19 protein-coding genes are annotated in these 23,615 nt (G+C 23.6%); 12 read left to right on the forward strand and 7 right to left on the reverse strand.

Annotation, left to right across the window (positions count from 1 at the left end; genetic code table 4):
- Positions 1-144 precede the first annotated feature (144 nt).
- Positions 145-1,950 (reverse strand): choline/carnitine O-acyltransferase, encoded by a 1,806-nt coding sequence (locus EXC65_RS02655; RefSeq protein ID WP_129719949.1) that lies wholly within the window; start codon positions 1,948-1,950, stop codon positions 145-147.
- A 51-nt stretch (positions 1,951-2,001) separates the two neighbouring features.
- Positions 2,002-3,561: an MFS transporter gene (locus EXC65_RS04600; RefSeq protein ID WP_232018831.1), complete on the reverse strand. Its 1,560-nt coding sequence runs from the start codon at positions 3,559-3,561 to the stop codon at positions 2,002-2,004.
- A gap of 323 nt (positions 3,562-3,884) precedes the next feature.
- Here EXC65_RS04600 and lysS point away from each other — a divergent pair, with 323 nt between their 5' ends.
- Positions 3,885-5,351: a lysine--tRNA ligase gene (lysS, locus tag EXC65_RS02665; protein ID WP_129719950.1), complete on the forward strand. Its 1,467-nt coding sequence runs from the start codon at positions 3,885-3,887 to the stop codon at positions 5,349-5,351.
- Between the two features lie 428 nt (positions 5,352-5,779).
- On the opposite strand, the gene tilS is transcribed toward lysS, so the two are convergent.
- The 3 genes from tilS to EXC65_RS02680 are packed head-to-tail and all read right to left on the reverse strand — an operon-like array spanning position 5,780 to position 9,376.
- Complete coding sequence (tilS, locus tag EXC65_RS02670; RefSeq protein ID WP_232018832.1) at positions 5,780-6,673, reverse strand: tRNA lysidine(34) synthetase TilS; 894 nt, start codon at positions 6,671-6,673, stop codon at positions 5,780-5,782.
- Positions 6,633-7,214: an aminoacyl-tRNA hydrolase gene (pth, locus tag EXC65_RS02675; protein WP_129719951.1), complete on the reverse strand. Its 582-nt coding sequence runs from the start codon at positions 7,212-7,214 to the stop codon at positions 6,633-6,635. The genes tilS and pth overlap by 41 nt, the downstream gene beginning before the upstream one ends.
- A gap of 20 nt (positions 7,215-7,234) precedes the next feature.
- On the reverse strand, positions 7,235-9,376 hold the full coding sequence (locus EXC65_RS02680; protein ID WP_129719952.1) for an ATP-dependent DNA helicase: 2,142 nt from the start codon (positions 9,374-9,376) through the stop codon (positions 7,235-7,237).
- A gap of 59 nt (positions 9,377-9,435) precedes the next feature.
- Here EXC65_RS02680 and serS point away from each other — a divergent pair, with 59 nt between their 5' ends.
- Complete coding sequence (gene serS, locus EXC65_RS02685; protein WP_129719953.1) at positions 9,436-10,701, forward strand: serine--tRNA ligase; 1,266 nt, start codon at positions 9,436-9,438, stop codon at positions 10,699-10,701.
- 12 nt (positions 10,702-10,713) lie between these two features.
- Positions 10,714-11,616: a type I phosphomannose isomerase catalytic subunit gene (locus EXC65_RS02690; RefSeq protein ID WP_129719954.1), complete on the forward strand. Its 903-nt coding sequence runs from the start codon at positions 10,714-10,716 to the stop codon at positions 11,614-11,616.
- A gap of 54 nt (positions 11,617-11,670) precedes the next feature.
- Here EXC65_RS02690 and metK read toward each other — a convergent pair whose 3' ends face one another.
- Positions 11,671-12,813, reverse strand: coding sequence for a methionine adenosyltransferase (gene metK, locus EXC65_RS02695; RefSeq protein WP_129719955.1), 1,143 nt, complete (start codon positions 12,811-12,813; stop codon positions 11,671-11,673).
- A gap of 125 nt (positions 12,814-12,938) precedes the next feature.
- Positions 12,939-13,646, reverse strand: a complete 708-nt coding sequence (locus EXC65_RS02700) for a phosphotransferase family protein (protein ID WP_129719956.1) — start codon at positions 13,644-13,646, stop codon at positions 12,939-12,941.
- 175 nt (positions 13,647-13,821) lie between these two features.
- Between EXC65_RS02700 and rplK the strand changes: the two genes are divergently transcribed.
- From rplK to recO, 9 genes are all read left to right on the forward strand, one after another.
- The gene (gene rplK / locus EXC65_RS02705; protein WP_129719957.1) at positions 13,822-14,406 is read left to right on the forward strand and encodes a 50S ribosomal protein L11; all 585 of its coding nucleotides are present in this window, start codon (positions 13,822-13,824) and stop codon (positions 14,404-14,406) included.
- Between the two features lies 1 nt (position 14,407).
- A complete protein-coding gene (gene rplA, locus EXC65_RS02710; RefSeq protein ID WP_129719958.1) occupies positions 14,408-15,097 on the forward strand; it encodes a 50S ribosomal protein L1 in 690 nt (229 codons plus the stop codon).
- A gap of 1 nt (position 15,098) precedes the next feature.
- Positions 15,099-15,866 carry a DUF3800 domain-containing protein gene (locus EXC65_RS02715; RefSeq protein WP_129719959.1) on the forward strand — a complete coding sequence of 256 codons (768 nt, stop codon included), beginning with the start codon at positions 15,099-15,101 and terminating at the stop codon, positions 15,864-15,866.
- Between the two features lie 333 nt (positions 15,867-16,199).
- Positions 16,200-17,057, forward strand: a complete 858-nt coding sequence (locus tag EXC65_RS02720) for a carbohydrate ABC transporter permease (protein ID WP_129719960.1) — start codon at positions 16,200-16,202, stop codon at positions 17,055-17,057.
- Complete coding sequence (locus EXC65_RS02725) at positions 17,057-17,920, forward strand: carbohydrate ABC transporter permease (protein ID WP_129719961.1); 864 nt, start codon at positions 17,057-17,059, stop codon at positions 17,918-17,920. The genes EXC65_RS02720 and EXC65_RS02725 overlap by 1 nt, the downstream gene beginning before the upstream one ends.
- Positions 17,904-19,652 carry an ATP-binding cassette domain-containing protein gene (locus EXC65_RS04605; RefSeq protein WP_129719962.1) on the forward strand — a complete coding sequence of 583 codons (1,749 nt, stop codon included), beginning with the start codon at positions 17,904-17,906 and terminating at the stop codon, positions 19,650-19,652. The genes EXC65_RS02725 and EXC65_RS04605 overlap by 17 nt, the downstream gene beginning before the upstream one ends.
- A gap of 2 nt (positions 19,653-19,654) precedes the next feature.
- Positions 19,655-21,166, forward strand: coding sequence for a type 2 periplasmic-binding domain-containing protein (locus EXC65_RS02735; RefSeq protein ID WP_129719963.1), 1,512 nt, complete (start codon positions 19,655-19,657; stop codon positions 21,164-21,166).
- 257 nt (positions 21,167-21,423) lie between these two features.
- Positions 21,424-22,908 (forward strand): MATE family efflux transporter, encoded by a 1,485-nt coding sequence (locus EXC65_RS02740; protein ID WP_165001336.1) that lies wholly within the window; start codon positions 21,424-21,426, stop codon positions 22,906-22,908.
- Positions 22,898-23,581, forward strand: coding sequence for a DNA repair protein RecO (recO, locus tag EXC65_RS02745; protein ID WP_129719965.1), 684 nt, complete (start codon positions 22,898-22,900; stop codon positions 23,579-23,581). Before EXC65_RS02740 ends, recO begins: the two co-directional genes overlap by 11 nt.
- Positions 23,582-23,615: the final 34 nt, after the last annotated feature.

The raw sequence follows: 23,615 nt of genomic DNA on the forward strand, positions 1-23,615 counted from the left end.
CAAAAAATAAAAATACTTAATAAATTTTAAAAATGTTATTAATTGTTTTGAGCATTTAAAAAAATATAAAAAGTGCCACTATATTTTTTAAATCATGAGATTTAAAGTGACACTTGATTTATAAATTTAACTATTTTTATTTTTCTATTTTAAATATTTGAATAAATCTTTTAAAATAGAAACAAAATTTTTTTTAAAATCATATAAATATTTTTGGTTATGTTTAAAAACTGAAAAAATAGCTCGATAATTATTATCTAGTGCATAAGCAATTCCTAAACCATATTTTTCAACAGGAATAAATAAAAAGTTTTTTAGATTTTTGTGAACAATAGAAGAAGTGGAAAGATGATTTGATGAAATTATTTTTCATGCTTTTGTATCAAATAATTTTGGTTTTTTAATTTTGGTTTGATTCTCTATTCAAGCTAAATAACTACCTAACATGTGTCTATTAATTCCACTACCTTGTTGTGCTAATTTAGTTTTGTCATAATGTTCTTTTTCAATTTTTGTAAAATAACTTCAAAATTGATTCATAGCTTTTTCTTTATCTTGAAAGTATAATTTTACAAACTCTACACTTTTATCACTAATTGGCCTAATGCATTCAGTTCTTCCTCTATAAAAACTTCTCATATCAACAGCAACATAAATATTTTTTAATTGTTGATTAGTTTTATATTGTGCTAATTGATAAACTAATTGAATAAATGCTTCTGTTGATATAACACCTAATTTTTTAAGTTTTTCTTTTGATAATCAATTTAATTCAACTTCAATAAAATTTGTTTTATTAACAAATTTTTTGTAATCTTCAAAAGTTATTTTAAACTTTTGTTGTTGCTTTTCACTTAATTTAATAAAATTAATTACTTCAAAAGTAGTTTTAAATTTTTTATTTATAAAATTAATATTTTTAATAAGTTCTTGATCAATGATTTCACTTATTGTCGCAATATTTGAACCATCAATAACTGAATGATCAGGTAAGAATACTACTTTTCCTTTTTTATTAATAATAATTTGAAGCCCTTTACCATGTCAACGATTAAAATCTTTTGCCATAGATGCTTTTTGTAAAACACTATTAGCATTTTGTTCAATACCTGAATCTAAATTAATAATAAACAACGAATCTAAAACATCTAAAAGCTCTTTTGAATTATTTTTTGTTAAAAAATCGAAAATTTTTTTTGACTTTTTAGGTGACATTTCTGCTGTTAAAAAGTTTCAATTAAATTTTTCTTTTGTTGTTTTTTGAGAAATCAAATTTATATTATAGTAAATTTCTTCAATACTAATAGGTTTATTATTTTTAATAATTCTTAATTTGTAAAAAATATTATTTTTCAATATTACAATAAAATCTGATTGTATTTCACTATTGAAATAAATATCATCTTTATCTTCTTGTCTAATTCTTGCTGAGCTAAAAAGCAACTCAAGACCATCCAAAGATAAAACCTTATTATTTTTTAAAATAAATGTGTTTAATTCGTTATTTTTAAATTTTAAAAACAATTGTGCTAATTGATGAATAATAATTGATGTCTTTTTAGCAACATCACCATCTAATGTTTTATTCTTTGTAAATTCTATAAAAAAAGGTGCATTTACATCTGGCATCACAGGTTTTCTAGAAGTTAAATAAGCATATTCAACTCATCATTGTGCAAGCCAATTATTTTCTTTTTTTAAAGTTTTTTGACTTAAAAAATCAAATATTTTTTTTGAACTTTTACTTTTTAAAAAATCTTCAACTGCTATTTTAGCTTCTTCAAATTCTTTTTTTGATAACAAAGGTTTTGATCATTCTAAAAATCTTTTAGTTCATATTTCAGGTTTTTCTACAGGTAAATTAGGTATATTTTCAATATTTTTATTTTTATAAATTTTTTCAAATTTATTGTTTAAAAACAAAAAATTATCAAATATTTTATTTATCATATTTTAATTCCTTAGTTTAAATATTTAAAATTATTAATCTTTAATTTTTAATTATTTTTTTCTTCTTATTACAATAAAAATTGATGTAACTGCAGCTAATGTTGTATTGAATATAGCAAAAATACTTAAAGTAATTAAAGCTTTTAATTCATAAATAGTTTTACTTAATTCTTGGGTTTTTGGATCTTTCGCAAAATCATTTTCAATTAATTTTGATAACAATATTCCTGCTCAAACATCTTTAGAAAATCCGATAATAGAAATAATTCCAACAGCTATACCTAAAATTTGAGGTTTAATTTTTAATTCTGTTAAAGTGCTTCAATAAATTGATCTACTTGCTCCGATAAAAAACATTGTAAAACAAATTCAAATAAATGTAAATCACAATGTGTAATTGTTAAATTGACCTTTTTCACCTTTCGAAGGTTTAACAGAATCATAAGAAGACAATAAAGTTATAAGTAATAAAACAGAACCAACAATCATCATTATGCTAATTATAAATATAGATTTGCTAGTTGATTTAGTTCATTTCGCTGTAATAAAGCCAGCAACTAATGCTCCTAAAATGGGAATACCATAAATATAAACAACACTCAATGATGAATTAAGTGATTTATTTTTTGAACCTAATGATTCTAAAAATGTTGTTCCATAATTTGAAAATACTGTATATGCATTCATTGTAAAGAAAATTAACAATCCAATTAAAATGACATTTACACTTTTAAGCGAACTTAAAGTGTCCACTCCTACTTTTTTTCAAAAATATTTAATTGCTTGTTTTTTATATTTTTTTAACTCTTGTTCATTATTGAAAATATATTCTTTTTCTTTTGTTACACAGTAGTATTGAATTTTACCATTTTCAAGAAGTTTTTTTCTTTTTATATAAAGTGGTCCTGGCAAAATTATTAAAGCTAAAATACCACACACAAGATAAACAATAGCATAAAAGAATAAACTGAAAAATATACCTGATGATGAACTAGCAATATCTAAATTGGAAAAATCAGTAGGTTTTCCAGCTACATTAAACACCACAAATGGACTTGCTACAACTAAAATTGCACCAAGCGCAACTGAAATGTAGTTAAAAATAACTTGTAGTAAATATCTTGTTGTTTCTGCTTTTGAATATAATGAAGTTTGTTCTTTGTTAGAACCTAATAATTTAACACTTTTTATAAAAGCACTTCAAAATGTTAAAACTGTTGTAAGTGCAAATAACAAGTGAATTATAATTAATTGACTATAATTTACAATATTTTCAAAGCCAACTAATGAATACCAAAAAGTAACTATAGAAGTTGATATCATTGAAAATGCAAAAAGTGTTTTTGCTTGAACTCGATCAGCCAACCATCCCCCAGGAATGTATAAAAGCAAAGATAAAATACCATATGCAGTTAATAAAAATTGAATTTCTGTTTCATTGGATTGAGTAACATTAATTATTTGACTCTTAAATGAATAAAGTAAATAAGGTGTTAAATAAATAGTTCCTCCACCTAATGCAATTATAAAAATAGAAATAAATTTATGAACTACTGAAAGTTGATAATACTGTTCTTTTTCATTTCAAACTTGTTTTTTAAATAATTTCATTTATAATCCTTTCATTTTTTAGTGAGAATACCCACACTTCCATTGTAAAAAAAAAAAAAAAAGTAAGAAGTCTTTAGTAAGAAAATGAAAAAATACTTATAAAAAAAACAGAAATTAACATTTTTTAAAAAAAATAGTTGTTCTTTTATTTTTGTTTAAGAATTACAAATTATTTTTTTTATTCGTTAAAAAAAATAAAAAAACACAAAAAAATGACCAAATTATTTTTATAAAACAGCTTTAAGTTTTAAACAATAATTATTTTTATTTGTGTTAAAATGTTATAATTTGTTTTATTTAATTTAAATATTAAAAGGAGAAATATGGAAAGAAAATTTAGCGAACAAGAACTTGTAAGAAGGGAAAAATTAAACAAATACAAAGCAATAAATGTAAATCCTTTTGCTCAAATTAATGAAACATTAAGCAACTATACTTTAGAAACAGAAAAACTAAAAAATTTTAGTAAACAAGAGTTAGAACAACAAAATAATATACTAAAAGTTGCTGGAAGAATTCATACTATTCGTAGTGCTTTTGTTGTTATTAAAAATGAAAATGAAACAATTCAACTTTATTATAATAAAAAAGAGCTAACAGAATTTAATGAATTATTTGAAACTTTTGATTTAGGAGATATCATTTTTGCATCTGGTAAAGTAATGAAAACTAATACAGGAGAATTTGCAATCAAAGTTCAAAAAATTCAACTTTTAACAAAATCTTTAAAACCTTTACCTGATAAATATCATGGATTAACTGATGTTGAAGAAAGATATCGTCGTAGATATGTTGATTTAATTATTAATGAAGATACAAAAAAAGTTTTTCAAACTAGAAGTAAAATTATTAGTTTTACAAGACAATTTTTTGATAAAAATAATTACTTAGAAGTTGACACACCTGTTTTACAACCAATTTTAGGTGGAGCTAGTGCAAAACCATTTGTAACATATCACAATGCATTAAAAAGTGAATTTTACTTAAGAATAGCAACGGAATTACCATTAAAAAAATTATTAGTGGGTGGTTTTAATAGAGTTTATGAAATTGGAAGAATATTTAGAAATGAAGGTGTTGATACAACACATAATCCTGAATTTACTTCTATTGAATTTTATGAAGCATATAGTGATTTATTTAAAATGATGGAATATACAGAACAATTAATTTCTACTTTAGCTATAAAATTAAAAAAAGAAAAAATTTCTTTTGGTGAAAAAATAATATATTTAACCAAACCATTTAAAAAAATTGATATGGTTGATGAAACATCTAAATATGTTGGTGTTGATTTAAAAAAAGCTAGCTTTGATACAATCAAGGAAATAGCAATTAAAAATAATATAAAAATTGAAAATTATTATACATCTGGACATATTATCAATGAATTATTTGAATTATTTGTAGAAGATAAATTAATACAACCAACATTTGTTTATGGTCATCCTATTGAAATTTCACCACTTGCAAGAGTTAGTGAAAAAGATCCAAGGTTCACAGATAGAGCTGAACTTTTTATTAATAAAAAAGAATATGCTAATATGTTTAGTGAATTGAACGACCCTTTAGATCAACTTGAAAGATTTAAAAAGCAATTAAAAGAAAAAGAAGCTGGAAACTCTGAAGCGAATGAAATTGATTATGATTTTGTTGAAGCTTTAGAATATGGAATGCCTCCAGCAGGTGGTTGCGGAATTGGTATTGATCGTTTAATTATGTTATTAACAGAGAAGGAATCAATAAGAGAAGTTTTATTATTTCCACATCTTAAAGATAATAAAATATAAAATTATTTTGAAAAATTAATTTTTTTTTTATTTTTTGTTTTATACTTATTATAGGGGCTTCCCCTAAAAATCAAATGATTAAAACTATTATTTTTACTCCATAATTTTTATAATTAATTTTGGGTTTTATATAAACATAGGGTAATTTCTATTTTTCATTCTTTTTTTATTTGTTTTACATACTTAACTCCAATTTTAAAATATCCCTAATATTTCTTGATAGTTGTTTTTTGTTTTTTTATATTTGTATATACTTGCTTTATTATTCGTTATTATTCTCATTTGTGCATATCCCTTCCTTTTTATTTTAAATGTATAGTTTTGAAAGATTATTTTCCAAGTTATGTAAATAACAAATAGTTTTACTCATTTAAATCAGAATTTTAAAAACGCGTGAAATTTATAAATTTTAAAATTACCACCATATTTTATCCGGAAAATATGGTGGTTTTAAATTCTAATTTTTTGTTTTTTTTAACTAAATAAAAATCTTTTTTTAATTTATATTCACTGCTAGGGTTTTTAGAAAATATAAATTGTAAAATTGAAAGTAGTTTTTGTCTTGTTAAATTCAAATCATTGAATTTTTTGTTTAAAGTATAAAACAATAATGTTAATTGTTTTTTTTCTTTTTTAAAATAATTAATGGAAAAATTTTTCATTTCTCATCTTAAATATTTTTTTTGATTTTGTTTTTCTTTGTGTTTAAGAAAAATATTTAAAAACATAAACTTATAAAAATAAAAAAATTTGCATAATTTTTTCTTTTTATAAAAAATTCTAATTTTATTTCTTTGATATTTATTTGTGTTATTAGATGAATCAATAGCGAAGTTAATATTATTTTTTAGCAAATATTTCTCAATATTTTCTTTTCAATATTTTTCTAAAAACGGTCGATAAACATTCATGTTCCAAATATGGATGTTTTTTTTAATTCCTCAATAATTTACTATTTTATTTTTTTGTTTTTGCATTATTGCTGTTTCAAAAAAATCATCTTTATTATGCGCAAGTAAAAGAAAATCACATTTTTCTTTTTGATAAATTTTTCTAAAAAAATTAAAACGAATTTTTCTAGCTTCATTTTGGAAATTATTATAAATTTTGAAAGTTTTAGAAATTTTTAAAATAAAAAGTTTAATATTTCATTTTCTACAAAAATTTTCAACTATTTTTTGGTCAATATCACTATCAATTCTTTTGTTGTAATTAACATGAGCCACTACTATATTTTTATGTTTAAATTTTTCCAACATAAAAATGGAATCAGGTCCCCCACTAACTGCTAACAGTAACTTTTTTTCTTCTATTTTTTGCATTAAATTTTTCAATAACAAATCTTATATCATTTGAAATAAATTCAATAGCTGCTAAAGCAGCTTCTTCTATAACTGCGCTTATGAGTTTTTTTTCTTCTTGTGTAAAATTGCTCAAAACATAATTTTTAACTTGTGATGAATGCATTGGGCGTGAAATACCTATTTTCATTCTTTTAATATCTTTTGTTTTTAATTCATCTATTATATTTTGCATACCTTTTTGTCCACCAGCTGAGCCATTATTTTTAATAACAGCCTTACCAAAATCTATATTAATGTCATCCAAAATAATTAAAATATCATCAACATAAATTTTATAAAAATCTACAATATCTTTTACAACTTCACCTGAATTATTCATATAATTTTGAGGTTTTACAATAATGAAATCATCACCTTTTGCTATTAATGCTTTTGATTTATGATTTTTAAATCCAAGATTTAATTCTTTTGCTATTTGATCTATGACCAAAAACCCAACATTATGTCTTGTGAATTTGTATTCTTCACCAGGGTTTCCTAATCCTACTATTAATTTCATAATTAAAATTTTATAATAAATTATTTATTTGCTAAATTATTTTTTTCAAAGAAATAAATAATATTTGTATTTTTAGCACTATTATCCTTTTGAATAGCATTGTAAAAAATTTCTTTATTGCCGATAACTTTCAATAATGATTGAGCTCTTGTCATCCCTGTATAAATAAGTTTTTTATTTAAAATGAAAGTAAATTGGCTAAAAATAGATAAAATTACAACTTTCGACTCTGAACCTTGAAATTTATGTATTGATATACAATATGCTAAATTTAAGTATTGCTTAAAAGCAAATTCTGTGTATTTAACATTTTTATCATTTTCAAATTTTACATGAATAAATTGAATTTTATCTTTATAAATTGCAATATTTTCAATATATCCAATTTCACCATTCATAACATTGTTTTCAATATTGTTTTCAATTTGAATAACTCTATCACCTATATAAAATCTTTTGTTATTAATTAAAAAATAATTGTCTTTTTTTTTGAAAAATTTTTTTTGAATATGTTCATTTATTTTTTCAATACCTACTTCACCTTTATAATTTGCTGATAAAATAATAATATCTTTAATTTCATATTCTTTTAAAATTTCATTAAAAATTTTATCTAATTGAGAATAAAATTTCTTCTCTTTTATTTCAATAAAATTTGATTCTTTTGTATTGAATAAAGGCATCATTTGCTTGTTTACTTTTAGTGCATCATCAATTATTCCTAATTTATCTTTTTGTCGATAATTTTTTTCAAGAAAAATAACTTGAAAAAAATTAGAATTAATAAAATCACGTAATAATTCACCAAAACTTATTGAAGGTAATTGATTTTGATCCCCAATTAAAATAATTTTTTTTAAATTTCAAATATTTATTGACTCAAGTAAATTAAAAAATAATTTTAAATCCACCATTGAAAATTCATCAATTATTAAAACATTTATATTTTTTTTAATTGGATTTTTTATTACATATTGTTCATTTATTTTTTCACTTTGTAAAAATGAATGAATTGTTTTAACTTGAAAATTTGCTTTTTCCTTCAGTCTTATAGCTGCTTTTCCTGTAGGAGTTAATACAGCTATTTTATCTTGATTATATTTTTGATTTATATTTCAATAAATATATTTTAAAATTTCAGACTTTCCTGTTCCAGGCGCTCCTGTGATAATAGATAAACTATTTTTTAGTGCAATTTTAACTGCTTTTTGTTGTTGTTTATCTAAATGTTCAGATAAAATTTCTGCTTTAATATTTTCTTTTGTTTCACTGACTTTAATTAATTGTTCAACTATAAATTTTTCTTTTTCAAACAAGAAAAAAGGTGAGTATGCATTTTTATCTTGTAAAAAAATGAGATATTTGTTTCTAAACATTAATTTTCAAATATTGAAAAATTCATCTTTTGAAATAAAAATGTTTTTAGTAATTAAATTATAAATAAGAGGTATATCATTTTTAGTAAAAAAAGTATCACTGTTATTTAAAATATTTTTGCTTATTTTATCTAAAATCAAAAATATTATTCTATTTATATCATTTTCTTTTATACCAATAGCTAAAGCTAGCTTATCAATTTCATCAAATGTAAAATCATCATAGAATTTTTCTAAAATTAAAAAAGGATTAATTTTAATATTTTCTCATTCATCAACAATATTTATAAATGTATTAATTTTGTTGTAAAAATTTATTGAAATACTATTTAAAATAAAAAAATCTTTGATTGTAAATTCTAAAGAAAAAATATTTAAAGTATCAAAAATAATTTGAGCTTTTTTAATGTTGATAATTGAGCTTATTTCAAAAATTTTATCAGGTTCTTTTTTTAAAATTTTAATAGAGTTATCACCTCATTTATCATAAATTTTTTCAGCAATTTTTTTTCCTATTTTGTTAAATAAATTAGATGAAAAATATTGAATAATATCTTTTTTATTTTCTGGATCAATAATTTTTTGTTCTATCACTTCTCAAGATTCGCCATATTTTATATGGTTTACTTTGTTTAAAGTTAACTCATAACTTTTATTTAGCAAAAGTTCAATATTAGTTTTTATTTTATATTTTTCATTTTCGATGCTTTCAAAAATGTAAATGAAAAAATTTTTATTTTCACTTGCTCAAATCAAATATTTAACTTTACCTTTAATTAATAACATTTTTTAATTATAAATAAATTAAATTAATAACAAAAGCCTTTTTAATTTATAATTAAAAAATGTTATATTCAAAATATATATTAGAAAATAAGCAAAAAGTAATTGAAAAATTAAAAACTAGAAATTTTGATACTTCAATTGTTGAAAAGATTTTTGAAATACTTAAAAATAAAAATTCAATAATGACAGAAGTTCAAAATTTAGAAAATCAAAGAAATCGAATATCAGCAATGATTGGTAAATTTGTACGGGAAAAAAAAGATACAAGTGAATTAAAAAATAATGTTTTAACTATTAATAAAACAATAAATGATTTAAATACAACACTTAATAATTTGAATGTTGAATTTAATTCTTTAAATTATTTAATTCCTAATTTACCAGATGATTCTGTCCCTATTGGTAATTCTGAAGATGATAATGTGATTTTAGAGACTTTTGATCAATTAGGTAGAAAATTAGTTAAAGCACAAAAACCTCATTATGAAATTGGTGTTGAATTAGATATTTTAGATTTTAAAAGAGCTGTTAAAATGTCGGGGTCAAGATTTGCAATTTTCAAAAATGAAGGTTCACAACTAGTGAGGGCTTTAATTTCATTTATGTTGGATAATCATATTGCAAATGATTATGTTGAAATCACAACACAAACATTGGTTAGTACAAATACAATGTATGGAACAGGTCAATTACCTAAATTTCATGAAGATTTATTTAAAATTGAAAATTATGATTTGTGACTTATTCCTACAGCCGAAGTAACACTCACTAACTTTCATAATGATGAAATTTTAGATTTATCAAAACCAAAAAAATATGTTGGTTATACAAAATGTTTTAGAGCAGAAAGTGGTAGCGGTGGAAAAGACACAAAAGGGCTAATAAGGTCACATGAATTTCACAAAGTAGAATTAGTAAAAATTACAAATGCTAATGATGCTGAAGAAGAATTTAATAAAACAGTTAAAGATGCTGAAAACATCTTGCAAAAATTAGAAATTCCTTATAGAAAAATTTTATTATCTACAGGCGATTTAGGTTTTTCATCTAAAAAAACAATTGATCTTGAGCTTTGATTGCCATCAGAACAAAGATTTAGAGAAGTATCTTCTATATCTTATTTTGGTGATTTTCAAGCAAGAAGAGCCAAAATAAGATATAAAGAAAATAACAAAAATCACTATGCACACACGATAAATGGTTCAGGTTTAGCTATCGATAGAGTATTTGCTGCAATATTAGAACAATATCAAAATGAAAATGGAACAATTACAATTCCAAAAGTTTTAGTTCCTTATATGAATAATAAAAAAGAAATTAAATAAATTAGGCTTATTATGGACAAAATAATATTTTTAAAACCTTTTTTAAAAAGTGTTTTATGAGGTGGAGATAATTTAAGAAAGCTTTATAAAACAGAACAAAAAAACATAGGTGAAGCTTGATTAATTTCAGCTATAGAAAACTATGAATCCACAATTATTAATAAAGATTACAAAAATATAAAACTAAATGATTTTTTTAAACAAAATAAAGAATTTTTTCTTAATTATAAAGGGGAATATCCTAATTTAACTAAATTTATTGACACGAAAGATAACCTTAGTATTCAAGTACATCCAGATGATGAAATGGCTAGAGAACAACATAATTCTTTTGGTAAAGATGAGTGTTGATATGTTTTAGACCATCCATCTGAAAAATCTGTAATAGGTCTTAAAAAAGGTAGAAAATCAAGAATAATAAATGATTTAAGAAATAATAAAATTAAAAAATGATTAAAATTTGATTTTTTAATGAAAGATGATTTTTTATATATTCCAGCAGGTATGGTTCATGGTTTAGCAAAAAATATGTTTGTTTATGAATTACAACAATCAAGTGATATTACATATAGAATATATGATTATGATAGAGTTGATTTAAATGGAGAAGGAAGACAATTACACATAAAAGAGGCTATAAAAGCAATTAAAACTGACATAAATGAAGAGCCAATAATAGTTTTAACTGAGGATTTAATTCAAAATAAATATTTTAATTTAAATCGATTTGTAATTTCTTCACCAAAAGCAATATCATTAGAAGATAATAAATGAGCTGAAGTTGTTGTTGTAGAAGGAAATGGTTTTGTTAATGACATGCCAATAAAAAAAGGTAGTGCTTTTTTAGTAAGCGGTTTACTAAAAGAATTTAAAGTTAAAGGTTCATTAACTATTATGGTTAACTTTGTGAAATAATTATTTTTATAAAAAAAACAGATATATTCACTAATATTTTGAATATATCTGTTTTTAATTTACTTTATTAAATTTAGCAATTTCAGCTTTTATTTCATTAACTTTGTTTAATTTTTCTCAAGTGAATTCATGAGGGTTTGTTCCGAAATGACCAAAAATAGATGTATAGGAATAAATAGGTTCTTTTAAATTTAAGGCTTTAATAATACCATTTGGAGAAAGATCAAAAAGTTTATTTATAACCTTTAAAATTTGTTCTTCTGAATATTTAGATGTGTTAAAACTGTTCACACTAATAGATATAGGTTTAGCAACTCCAATAGCATAAGAAAGTTGAATCTCTATTTTGTCAGCAATTTTTGCAGCAACTAAATTTTTTGCTACTCATCTTGCAGCATATGCAGCACTTCTATCAACTTTGGTATAATCTTTTCCACTAAAAGCCCCACCACCGTGTTTTGCATAACCGCCATAAGTATCTACAATAATTTTTCTACCTGTAAGTCCTGTATCCCCAATAGGTCCTCCAATTGTAAATTTACCTGTTGGATTAATTAAAATTTCAAAATCATTATTCATATTATATTTAGATGCAACAGGTTTTATAATTTTATTAGTTAAAAAATTATAAAATTCTTTTTTATTATAATTTTCATGATGTTGAATTGACATTAAAACAGTGTCAATTTTTGGTTTTTCTTCACTGTAGTCAATAGTAACTTGGCTTTTCATATCATATTTAGCTCATTTAAATTTTTTATTTTTTATTAATTGATCTGCAGTTTTAATTAAATCTGTTGTAATGCTGTATGCAAGTGGCATGTAATTTTCAGTTTCATTAGTTGCAAAACCAAAAATTATTCCTTGATCTCCAGCCCCAATAACATCATTAGATTGATCAACACCTTGACTTATCTCTGAGCTTTGAGTGTTTATATTAGAAATAATAGTAAAATCATTTTCATTGTATCCTATTTTTTTAACAACACTTCAAGCTTCTTTTACAACATCAACATAACCCTTTGTTTTAATTTCTCCAGCAATAATGATTAGACGATTAGATGCCATAACTTCACATGCAACACGAGAATCTGGATCTTTTTTAAGGAAAGCATCTAATATTTTGTCACTAATTTGATCACATATTTTATCTGGATGCCCTCTTCCAACACTTTCGCTTGTAAATAACTTTTTCATCTCTACTCTCTCTAGTTTAAAAAATTTTTTGTAAATGAATATATTGTGTAAGTTTTTTAAACTTTAATTTTTTTTAATTTTATTTTAATATTAAATAAAAAAAATAACAAATAAATCACTTAATATTATTTCTTATTTTTTATTTCACCTATGTAAAAATCTTTTAATTTATCATAAACTTGATAATAGGCATTTTTATTAAAAAGATTCGTTATATAAATATAATCTTCCAATTTTTCTTTATCTAATTTTAAATAATCAATAACTTCTTGTTTACTTAATTTAGAAAATTTTAAAAAAGAACAAATATCAAAATATTTCGAGCCTTTTCTCACTCATTCAAAATCAATCAAAATAAAATCATTGTTATATGTATGAATGATGTTTTTTGCTCTTATATCACCATGTATTGTATCATTAAAATCATCTTTGTATTTTTCTACAATTTTTTTGTATTTAACATCATCAATTGTATAATAAAATCAATTCATCTTTGTGTAGTTGCCTTTGTTTTCTCAAACTTTTTTCATTTTATCCAAAATAACATAACAATCTTTTTTAGTTAAATTTTTTTCATTCAAAATATGACCTTCATATCATTTTTTGACTAAAATCTCATCTGTAAAATAAATGTAATCATAATCATTTTTAATGTATTCTATCTCATCTTTGTGTTGTGCTATTTTGTTAATTGCCACTCTAATTTGGACCTTTTCATCTCCGTAATTTGCTAAATATGTTTTATTATGAAATCCCTCATAAAAGAGTTGTATATCACTCAATTTTTCATAAATTTTTTTTGGCAACAATTCTTTAATTGATTTTATATTCATATTAAAAAATTATATCAAAACTACCTTTTTTACAAAATAGATATAATTAATCAAAATGCTTTTGTAATATTAAAAAATGTGTATAATTTAAAAGCAATATTTTATTGCCTTTAAGTGGAAGAAAATTCGTTAATACCACTAAGAGATTTTATAAACAAAAGAAAGGATGCTCGATATGGCAAAAGAAATAGTTCGTGTTGCTAAATTACAGTTTAATGCAGGACAAGCTAAACCTGGTCCAGCATTGGCAGGTTTAGGTATTGTTATGCCTGAATTTACAAGACAATTTAATGACCAAACAAGAGATAGAGGTTCTGAACCTGTTCCTGTTGCTATCACAATTTACAAAGATAAATCATTTGATTTTAAATTATTTACATCACCGGCTTCATACATGATTAAAAAGGCTGCGAAAATTGAAAGCGGTTCTTCAAATGCAAAAACTAAAATTGTTGCAACTATAACATTGGAACAACTAAAGGAAATAGCACAATACAAACTAGTTGATTTAAACACTGATTCATTAGATAAAGCAATGAGAATTGTTGCTGGAACAGCTAAAAATATGGGTGTTTTAATTGAAGGATGAGATGATATTGTAGCTGCTGAAAAAGAAGCTAAAAGAAAAGCAATTGAAAATGCTAAATTAGAAAAAAATGCTGCTAAATTAAAAGAAGATGAAAAATTAGCTGCTGAGAAAAAAGAATTTGTTGAAGCAGAAGTTATAACTAAAAAAATAGAAAGAGCTGAAGAAGAATAATATGAAAAAAATTGGAAAAAGACTTCAAGCAGCTAGAACACTAGTTGATAAAAATAAAGTATATTCTTTAGAAGAAGCGATTGAATTAGCAAAAAGATCTTCATATGCAAAATTTAACGCTTCAATTGATTTAGCAATTAAATTAAATTTAGATACAAGAAAAGCAGACCAACAATTAAGGGGTGCAGTTGTTTTACCTAATGGAACTGGAAAAAATGTTAGAGTTTTAGTTGCTTCAGATGACGTTGAAATTCAAAAATCATCCAAAGAAGCTGGAGCTGACTTGGTTTATAGTTCAGGAGAATTAGAAGAAGTACTAAAAACTGATAAATTTGATTTTGATGTTATAGTAGTTGACCCAAAAATGATGGTTGTTTTAGGAAAATATGGTAAAAAATTAGGACCAAAAGGTTTAATGCCTAACCCTAAAACTGGTACAGTTACTCCTACACCAGCAAAAGCTGTGGCTGAACTTAAAAAAGGTAAAGCTAATTATAGAGCTGATAAATCAGGTATTGTTCACTCATTAATAGGTAAATCATCAATGTCGACAAAAGAATTGGTTGAAAATGCACAAACATTAATTAATACAATTAAAAGATTAAAACCAAGTGTAGTAAAAGGTGCTTATATTTTGAACTTAACAGTTTCTGCTACAATGGGACCTTCAGTAAAAATTAAATTTGACTAATATGCAAAAAGATAATCTAAAAAAACAAAAAATATATTTTTATTTGGATGATTCTGGTGTGATGCATCAGAATAGCAAAGATAATTATTTTGTTTATGCAGGTTATCTTTTTCTTTCCGAAGAAAAAACAAAGCATGCAAAATACATTTATTTAAAAAATGAAAAAAGTATAAAAACAAAATATCCTCAACATCCAGAACTAAAAGCAAGTTTGATTAAACCTAAACACAAATTATTTTTAAGTAAAATACTTAAAGAACCAAATTTTTTAAAAATTAGTATTATTAGCGATTTTAAAAAATTTTCTTATATTGATTTTAATGACATAGCTTCTATTAATAGATTTAAAGATTTTTTAATTAAATTGTTAATTAAAAAAATAATGGTGAAACTTAAAAATGAAAAGTTAATCGATATAAATTCTTTAATTGATATTTATATAATAATTGATAATCAAACTATTAAATCAAATGGTTATTATAAACTCAATGATTTGATTTTAGCTGAATTATTGGGAGAATTTTCTACAAATTTTAATTTTCCAATTCTTCAAAAAAACAAAGTTAATTTAAAACTAAAATATCAAGATTCAAAAACTAGCATCTTAGTTAGAGCTTCTGATATGGTAGCAAATACTTTAAGGTTTAATATTTCAAATAATAATTTTAATAAAATTGCAAAACAAAATTTTTTTATTTGTGATTTAATAACTGTGTTTGAAGAAAAGGTAATAATTAAATCATTATTAAGACACAAAAATATGGTATAATGACATTACAGATGAAAATTTCATACTGTTGTAACAATCATTTTGTCGTGTATTGCACTAACTGTGATGTAAGCACAGGACTTTGATCGGGAGCAAGCTTTATAGCTTGCTTTTTTTATTTACTTATTTTTTAAAAAAATATTAGTTATATAAATTCATTAAAAAATAAAAAAACTGTTAAAAAATGTCTTTTTTAGTAGCTTTTTTTGTAAAAACTTTGCTTTTTTTTTTTTTTTTACAATGGAATTGTGGGTATTCTCACTAAAAAACGAAAGGAGACAAAATTAAAAATTGAATTTATTATTAAATTTAATTTAGTGCTTAAATAACAATATGTATAGCAAAAAATATTTTATTTTGCTGATTTCGCCTACTCTTATTATTTTTACTATTGTTTTAATTGTTCCAATTATTTTGGGAATTTTACTTTCTTTCACTAATTGAAATCAAAGTCAATTAATGTTTGATGGGGAATGAATTGGTTTTAAAAATTACAAAATTGCACTTAATGATTCTAGATTTATAAATTCTATATGATATACAACTGCTTTTAGTTTGTTATCACTAATCATGGTCAATATTCTTGGATTTGCTTTCGCATATATTTTAAATAAAAAAATATTTGCAAAAAATTTATTTAGAGGAATATTTTTCGTACCAAATATGATTGGAGGTCTTGTTTTAGGATATTTATGGCAATTAATATTTGATAGAGCAATTTTTAGTATTTTCGGAAGTTCGCCTATTAGTTCAATTGCTAGTAGATGACAAGCGCTTTTTGCAATGTCAATAATTTTTACCTGACAAATGGCTGGTTATGTAATGATAATTTACTTAGCTGCTTTGCAAAATATTAATAAAAGTTTGATGGAAGTAGCTAAAATTGAAGGATGCAAACCAGTTAGAAGATTTTTTATGGTTATCCTACCAGTTATACTTCCAGCAATCACAATTGCTTTATTTTTAGTTTTAAATCGTTCATTTAAAACATTTAATATAAATTTCGCACTTTTAGGAGGAAGAGAAGGAACTTCTCTTGTATCATATGATATCTACGCAAGTGCCTTTGTTCCTTCTTATAATCAAACATCGGCTGTAGCTCAAGCTAAAAGTTTTATTTTTTTAATTTTAGTTGCTTTTATTTCTGTATTTCAAGTTTATATATCTAAAAAATTTGAGGTGCAAAACTAATGAACATTTTAAAAAATATTTCATTTTTCTTTTCAAAACGCAAGGCTTTAAAAATCACACTACTTTTAACTTTTATTTTAGTTAGTGTTTTTTGAGTTCTGCCTTACTTTTTGATGATTAATACTTCTTTTAAAACAGAAAAGGATTTACAAATAAATGGTTTATTTTTATTACCTCAAAAATATATAACAAAAAATTATGATCGTGCCATAAAAGTTTTACATTTTAGTGAATCATTTTTTGTTAGTGTATTAATTTCTGTTGTTTCAAATATATCAATTATTTTCTTTTCATCACTCACAGCTTGACAATTAGCAAGATCAAAAACATTGATTTCAAAAATTATTTTTTATCTTTTTTTAATAACTATGATTGTTCCTTTTCAAGCTATTATGCTCCCACTTATGAGAGTTATGAAGGTAATGAATATGCAAAATATTTTTGGACTAATGTTTATGTATACAGGTTTTGGTGTTTCAATTTCTATTTTTATGATGCATGGTTTTTTAAGTAACATTCCTTTATCTCTAGAGGAGGTTGCTAAGGTAGAAGGTTATAATCCTTTAAAAGTTTATTTTTTAATTATTTTACCTTTATTAAAACCAATAATAACAACAATTCTTATTTTAAATACTTTATGAATTTGAAATGACTTTTTATTACCGCTACTTGTTTATCAAAATAACATTTCACAACCTACAACAGTTACAGTTAGACTATACACAGGGTTGTTTGGTTCTGAAGATAATGATACATTAGGTATGGCTGCTGGACTAACTCTTTTAATTATACCTATTATTATTTTCTTTATCATAATGCAAAAAAATATTATTTCAGGAATAACTAATGGCTCAATTAAATAACAATAAAATAAACACAACTAAAAAAAGTTTGCCCGTTTATTTACAAAAATTAAAACAAAAATTGGCAACTTCACAAGCAACACAAGAAAAATATGTTCTTGAACTTAAAAACATTAATAAAATTTACGAAAATGGTTTTCAAGCTATTTTCAAAACAAATATTAAATTAAAAAAAGGTGATTTTTTATCACTTTTAGGTCCTAGTGGCTGTGGAAAATCCACTACTTTAAGAGTAATAGCAGGACTAGAAAAAGCAAACCAAGGTGAAATTTATATTAACAATGTAAATGTAACACATTCAGAATCTTCATCAAGAAACTTAACAATGGTTTTTCAAAATTATGCACTTTTTCCGCATTTAAGTGTTAAAAAAAATATTGCTTTTGGTCTTAATGCTAATAAAAATAAATCAGGCGACAACATTGAAATTTTTCAAAAAATTAATTTCAAAAAAAATCAAATTGCAGAAATAAATTGAAAAATTAAAAATGTTCGTTTTTTACATTTAAATAAATATTCGTTAAATAAATTACAACAAAAAAGAAAAATAGCTTTTAATAAATTACAAAATTTTACAGAAAATAACAAAGCAAAGCAAATTCGTAAATACAATAAATTATTTGCTAAAGTAACTTTTTTAGATGAAACAATTGAATATAAAAAAGAAAATATTACTTTTTTTGAAAAATTAAGACCTGAACTTGAAAAACTAATTCAAAAGAAAATACAACATCAAAAAGAAATAAAAGAATTAAAACAACAAATTAAAAAATTATCTAATAATGAAAAAAATAGGCTAATAAATGAAAAAGTCGAGCTAGCAGCAAAGACTTTAGGATTAGATTTTTACTTAAATCGTAAACCTTCTCAACTTTCAGGTGGTCAAAGACAAAGGGTTGCACTGGGTAGAAGTATTGTAAATAACCCTATTTTATTTTTAATGGATGAACCATTAAGTAATTTAGATGCTCAACTTAGATCAACAATGAGACAAGAAATTAGAAAACTTCATGAAAAAATTAATTCAGGAACTATCTATGTAACTCATGACCAAGTTGAAGCAATGACAATGTCAGATAAATTAGCTGTAATGGAAGATGGATTTATTTTACAAATTGGAACTCCGAAAGATGTGTATAAAAACCCTTCTTGTTTATTTGTTGCAAGTTTTGTTGGCACACCTGCAATGAATTTTGTAGAGGGAGTTTATAAAAATCAACAGTTTATTTCAAAAAAAGGGCTTGTTATTGATATTCCAATTGATAAAACTCCACACTTAAAAGAAAGCCAAAAAATAACTTTAGGAATAAGACCGAGTGATTTTTCGACAGAAGAATTTGTTTATGATACATACAAAACTAAAATTAAAGTAAAAATTGTTTCTAAAGAATTATTAGGAAATGAAATCCAATATAAAGGAAAAACTGTTGTAAATAATGAAGAATTTACATTTATCACTTCTTCTTATAATGATTTTAAAATTTCTGATAAAGTAGAAATTTTCATAATTAGTTCAAGAATTCATTTATTTGATACTGAATCAACTATTGCTCTTACTTCGAAATTTAATTACGAAACAATAGAAGCAATAGAAAATTGACTAAATTCAAGTTCTAAGATTAAAATTAGAAGATTAATTTTAGAAGAAACTAAAAAAGTTAAAGAAAAAAAATCTTTCATTAAAAATGTAATTATTAAGACTATTGATAAATTTAAAAATAATAAAGGATAAATATGAAATTTAAATTAAATAAAAAATTATTTTTTGGTTTATTAACCATTTCTTCTTTAGTACCTTTAATATCTGTTGTTTCATGTAATGATCAAGAAAACACAGCTCTTAAAACAATGCAAGAAAGTTTTGTAACTGATGAAAAAATTAAAGAATTCAAAAATACATTTGCTGGTTATTCAAAAGATCAAATGGAAATTATGGGTTCAGCTAATGAAATTAATGAAGAGTCACAAAACTTTATTAAAGCATTTAATAAATATTATGGTACTAAACTTAATTGAGTTCAAGGTCATCAAATGCAAAAAACTATTTCAGAAAAAATCCAAACTAATAATGGTATTGGTAATATTTTGATGTTCGCTGTTGAACCACAAGCTACTTTTGAGGAATTTGACAAATATACTTTCGACACTGACCCCGCAAAAGTTTTAGATTACAATAAAAATGATTTAACCGGAACAATTACAGTTGGAAATAAAAAATTCCCTGCTTTCACTTATAGTTATTTTGGTGTGATTTACAATAGAGACACTTTTAATAAAAATGGTGTAACAGTTTATGAAGGTGCATCTTTTGACACAAATAATGAAAAAAATCCTGATTTAATAAAAGGTGAAGCATATGATGGAACAATAGAAAAAGATAATAAACTTTATGTTTTTACTAACGATTTAAAAGAAAGTGGCTACAGAAAAGTTATATCATTTTTAAAATCCAAAGGTATTGACAAACCTTTTTACTCCATTGCAAAAGGTGGGGATGTAAAAAAAGTTTGACCAATTTCTAAGCATTTATTTGCTGCTGCTGTAGATCAACATGGTGATTTGTCTAATGGTTATGATGATGTAGACAAAGTTGTAAACATGGATGTTGTTAATGCTATGAAAAAAGCAGTTGAAATTATGGGTTATGTTCCAGAAAAAGATGGAACAGAAGTTAACGACACAAGAGAAGGGATTAAAAAAGTAGGTACAGGAACAGTAGCTATGGTTCAAGGTGGTGCTTATAATGATGTTGCAATCAAAAAAGATGATCCTGATTCTAATGTCGGAATGTTCCCATTACCTATTTTTAATAAGAAAGACCAAACAGCAATGATTTTTAGAGGTCCTGGACACAAATGAGCTATTACATCATTAGCTAAAGATGAATCAAAATTAAAAACAGCAAAACTTTTTTTACATGCACTACACAATAGTAAAACAGGGTATAACTATTTAGTGGATGGTTTTAAAGTTATATCTCCATATACCAAACCGGAAGGTGCAAACGCTAAACAAAAACAAGGTTCACTAAATGATTCAGGAACTAAATATGATGGTATAACAAATGTAGGTAGCTGAGCACATTCTTATTTACCACAAGGAATGGTTTATTATAATGACAAAATGCGTCAATTAGCTAATGAAGGTTATGCCCAAAGCGACACATTAGAAAGATTAAGAACTCTTTACAAAGAAAACTTAGAAACTCAAAAAAAACGTGCTGAAGAAAACAAAGATAAAAACTAAAAAATTTTAAATTTACTTTTAAAGTGCAACACTAATTTTTAAATAGTGGGCACTTTTTATTTAAATTTAAAAACAAAAAAAGTTAAGAACGGCTCACCCTCCTTAACCAAATTAATATGTGAAATAATGCTTTTTGCATCGGAAATATTATCGTATGAAGTATTTAACTTCGATAATCCTTTTATTAAAAAAAGATTCTTTTACATTATACATTATTTATTCATTTTTTGATAAAAAAAATGTTAAAATATTTAAGCATGAATTTTTTAAAACAAAGTTGGTTATTTATTGCATCTCATTTCCCAGAAAATAGAGCAAAATGAAAATTATACTTAACTTACTCCTTGCCAATTATTTTGACAGGTGTTTTTTTTTCATTGAATAACTTTGTTGATAATTTTATGGTTACTAATATTGAAAAAGGTGTAGCATCTTTATCTTATGCAAATGCATGAACAGGAATTATTAATGCAATTATTGCTGGTATTATGATAATTACAAGTGTTTTTATTGGTCAATATTATGGAACATATAATTATTGAAGAATTAGACAAGTAACAAGAATTAGAGTAATTTTACTTTTAGTTTTTACATCTATTTTTGCTATTTTATCTTGATCAATCCCTAGAAATATGATACAAATTTTTTATGCTAATTCAAATCCAGATTCACAAACACTTCAACAATCAATAGATTATTTACAATTAATTGTAATTACGTGAATTATTTATATATGAACAGCACCAATGAGTTCATTATTAACTGAAACTGGTCATGGTAGAGAAGCTTTTATTTCTTCAATAGGTTCTCTTTTATTAAATATTACATTAAATATTTTGTTTATTTATATATTGAAAATGGGTGTAAAAGGGGCTGCATATGCTTCTATTGTTGCAAGAATTTTTGGAATTTTTGGGGATACAATATTTGTTTATTTAAAAATAAAAAAATGTTTTATAACACCTTGAAGTATTTTTAGAGTTACTAAAGAAATTTGAAAAAAAATTCTTATAAGATTACATAGTGCAGCTATTTTATCTACAAATATAATTTTAATTATTTTTAGAGACCGGTTTTATAATTTAATGTACCCTGAAGGTTCAATAGGTAATTATGAATGAAAAATAGGGGCTGCATCAATATTAGGATTAACAACTGCTATTAGTTCTGTGTTTTTACAAATAGGAAGTATTTTAGGTTCTAATGTTGCTATATTTGTAAGCACACATCTAGGAAAAAAAGAATTTGAAATAGCCAAAAAACAAGCAAATGAATTAAAAGGATTTCATTTTTCATTAGCATTATTTTTAGGTATAGTTTTAGCATTAGTTGCTTTATGTATTCCACATATTAGTTATTTTGCAGATAAAATCCCTTTAGAAGGTAAAAAAACTTATCTTTTTGAATTACAACAAACTATATTAGTTATTGCTTTTTTTAATCCTATTTGAGTTTGATATTTAACATCTGCCAGATTAATTTCGTCAGGTGGTAGAACAAATATAGTTCCTATTATTGATTTAATTTTAGAACTTTTATCTATTGCATGAATTGCAACAATGACTTATGCAATTCAACCTAAAAATTTAGGTTGAAGTCTTTTCCAAGCTTACTGAGTTTTCTTTACAATTGACATTTTAAAATTTTGTGTTTATGAAATAACTTATTTAATTACAGATTGAGCAAGAAATATTGATGATGTAAATCATCGTACAAAATTATGAGATAAAAATGTCAGCTAAAATACTAGAAGCAATTGTTATTTATAACCAAGATTATAAAGAAAATGATTCCATAGTTAAAGTAATTAGTCGAAATAAGGTAATTACTTTTTTGGCACAAGGAACACAAAAACCTTTAAGCAAAAATAGAACATCACTAATGCTTTTAACTTATGGAGAATATGAAATTTTTTTAGCTCGTTTAAATAACAAAATGTCCAAACTAAAAAAAGGAACAATTATTCAACAAATTAATTTTGAATTACTTTCACAAATTTTTTTAGAACTAAAAGATATTTTGTTTTATTTATCTTTTATTTCAACATCCAATTCAAAATTTTTTAATCATTTAATTTCATTTATTCAAAATGTAAATAAATATAATTATTTTGTGGCAAAAACATTTATCTTATTTCACCTATTGGAATTGTTTGGCTACAAACAAGTTACTGATAAATGCTTAGAATGTTTTTCAAACAAAAATTTAAAAACTTTTAGTGTTGCTAAAGGTGGTTTTTTATGTTATTTGCATTCTAAAAAAGAAAATATTAAGACACTTGAAGAACTTAAAACATTTTATTATTTAAATTTTGATATAAATTTATATTTAAAATTTGCAACCCCTAGTGCTAATTTTAAAATTTACAAGGAAATTCAAGAATTTTTAAATGAAAATGTAGCTTACTTTAAATAAAAAACAATAGCTAATTTTGCTATTGTTAAAAATT

It is taken from the genome of Mesomycoplasma neurolyticum, from assembly GCF_900660485.1.
Classification (GTDB): domain Bacteria; phylum Bacillota_I; class Bacilli_A; order Mycoplasmatales; family Metamycoplasmataceae; genus Mesomycoplasma_A; species Mesomycoplasma_A neurolyticum.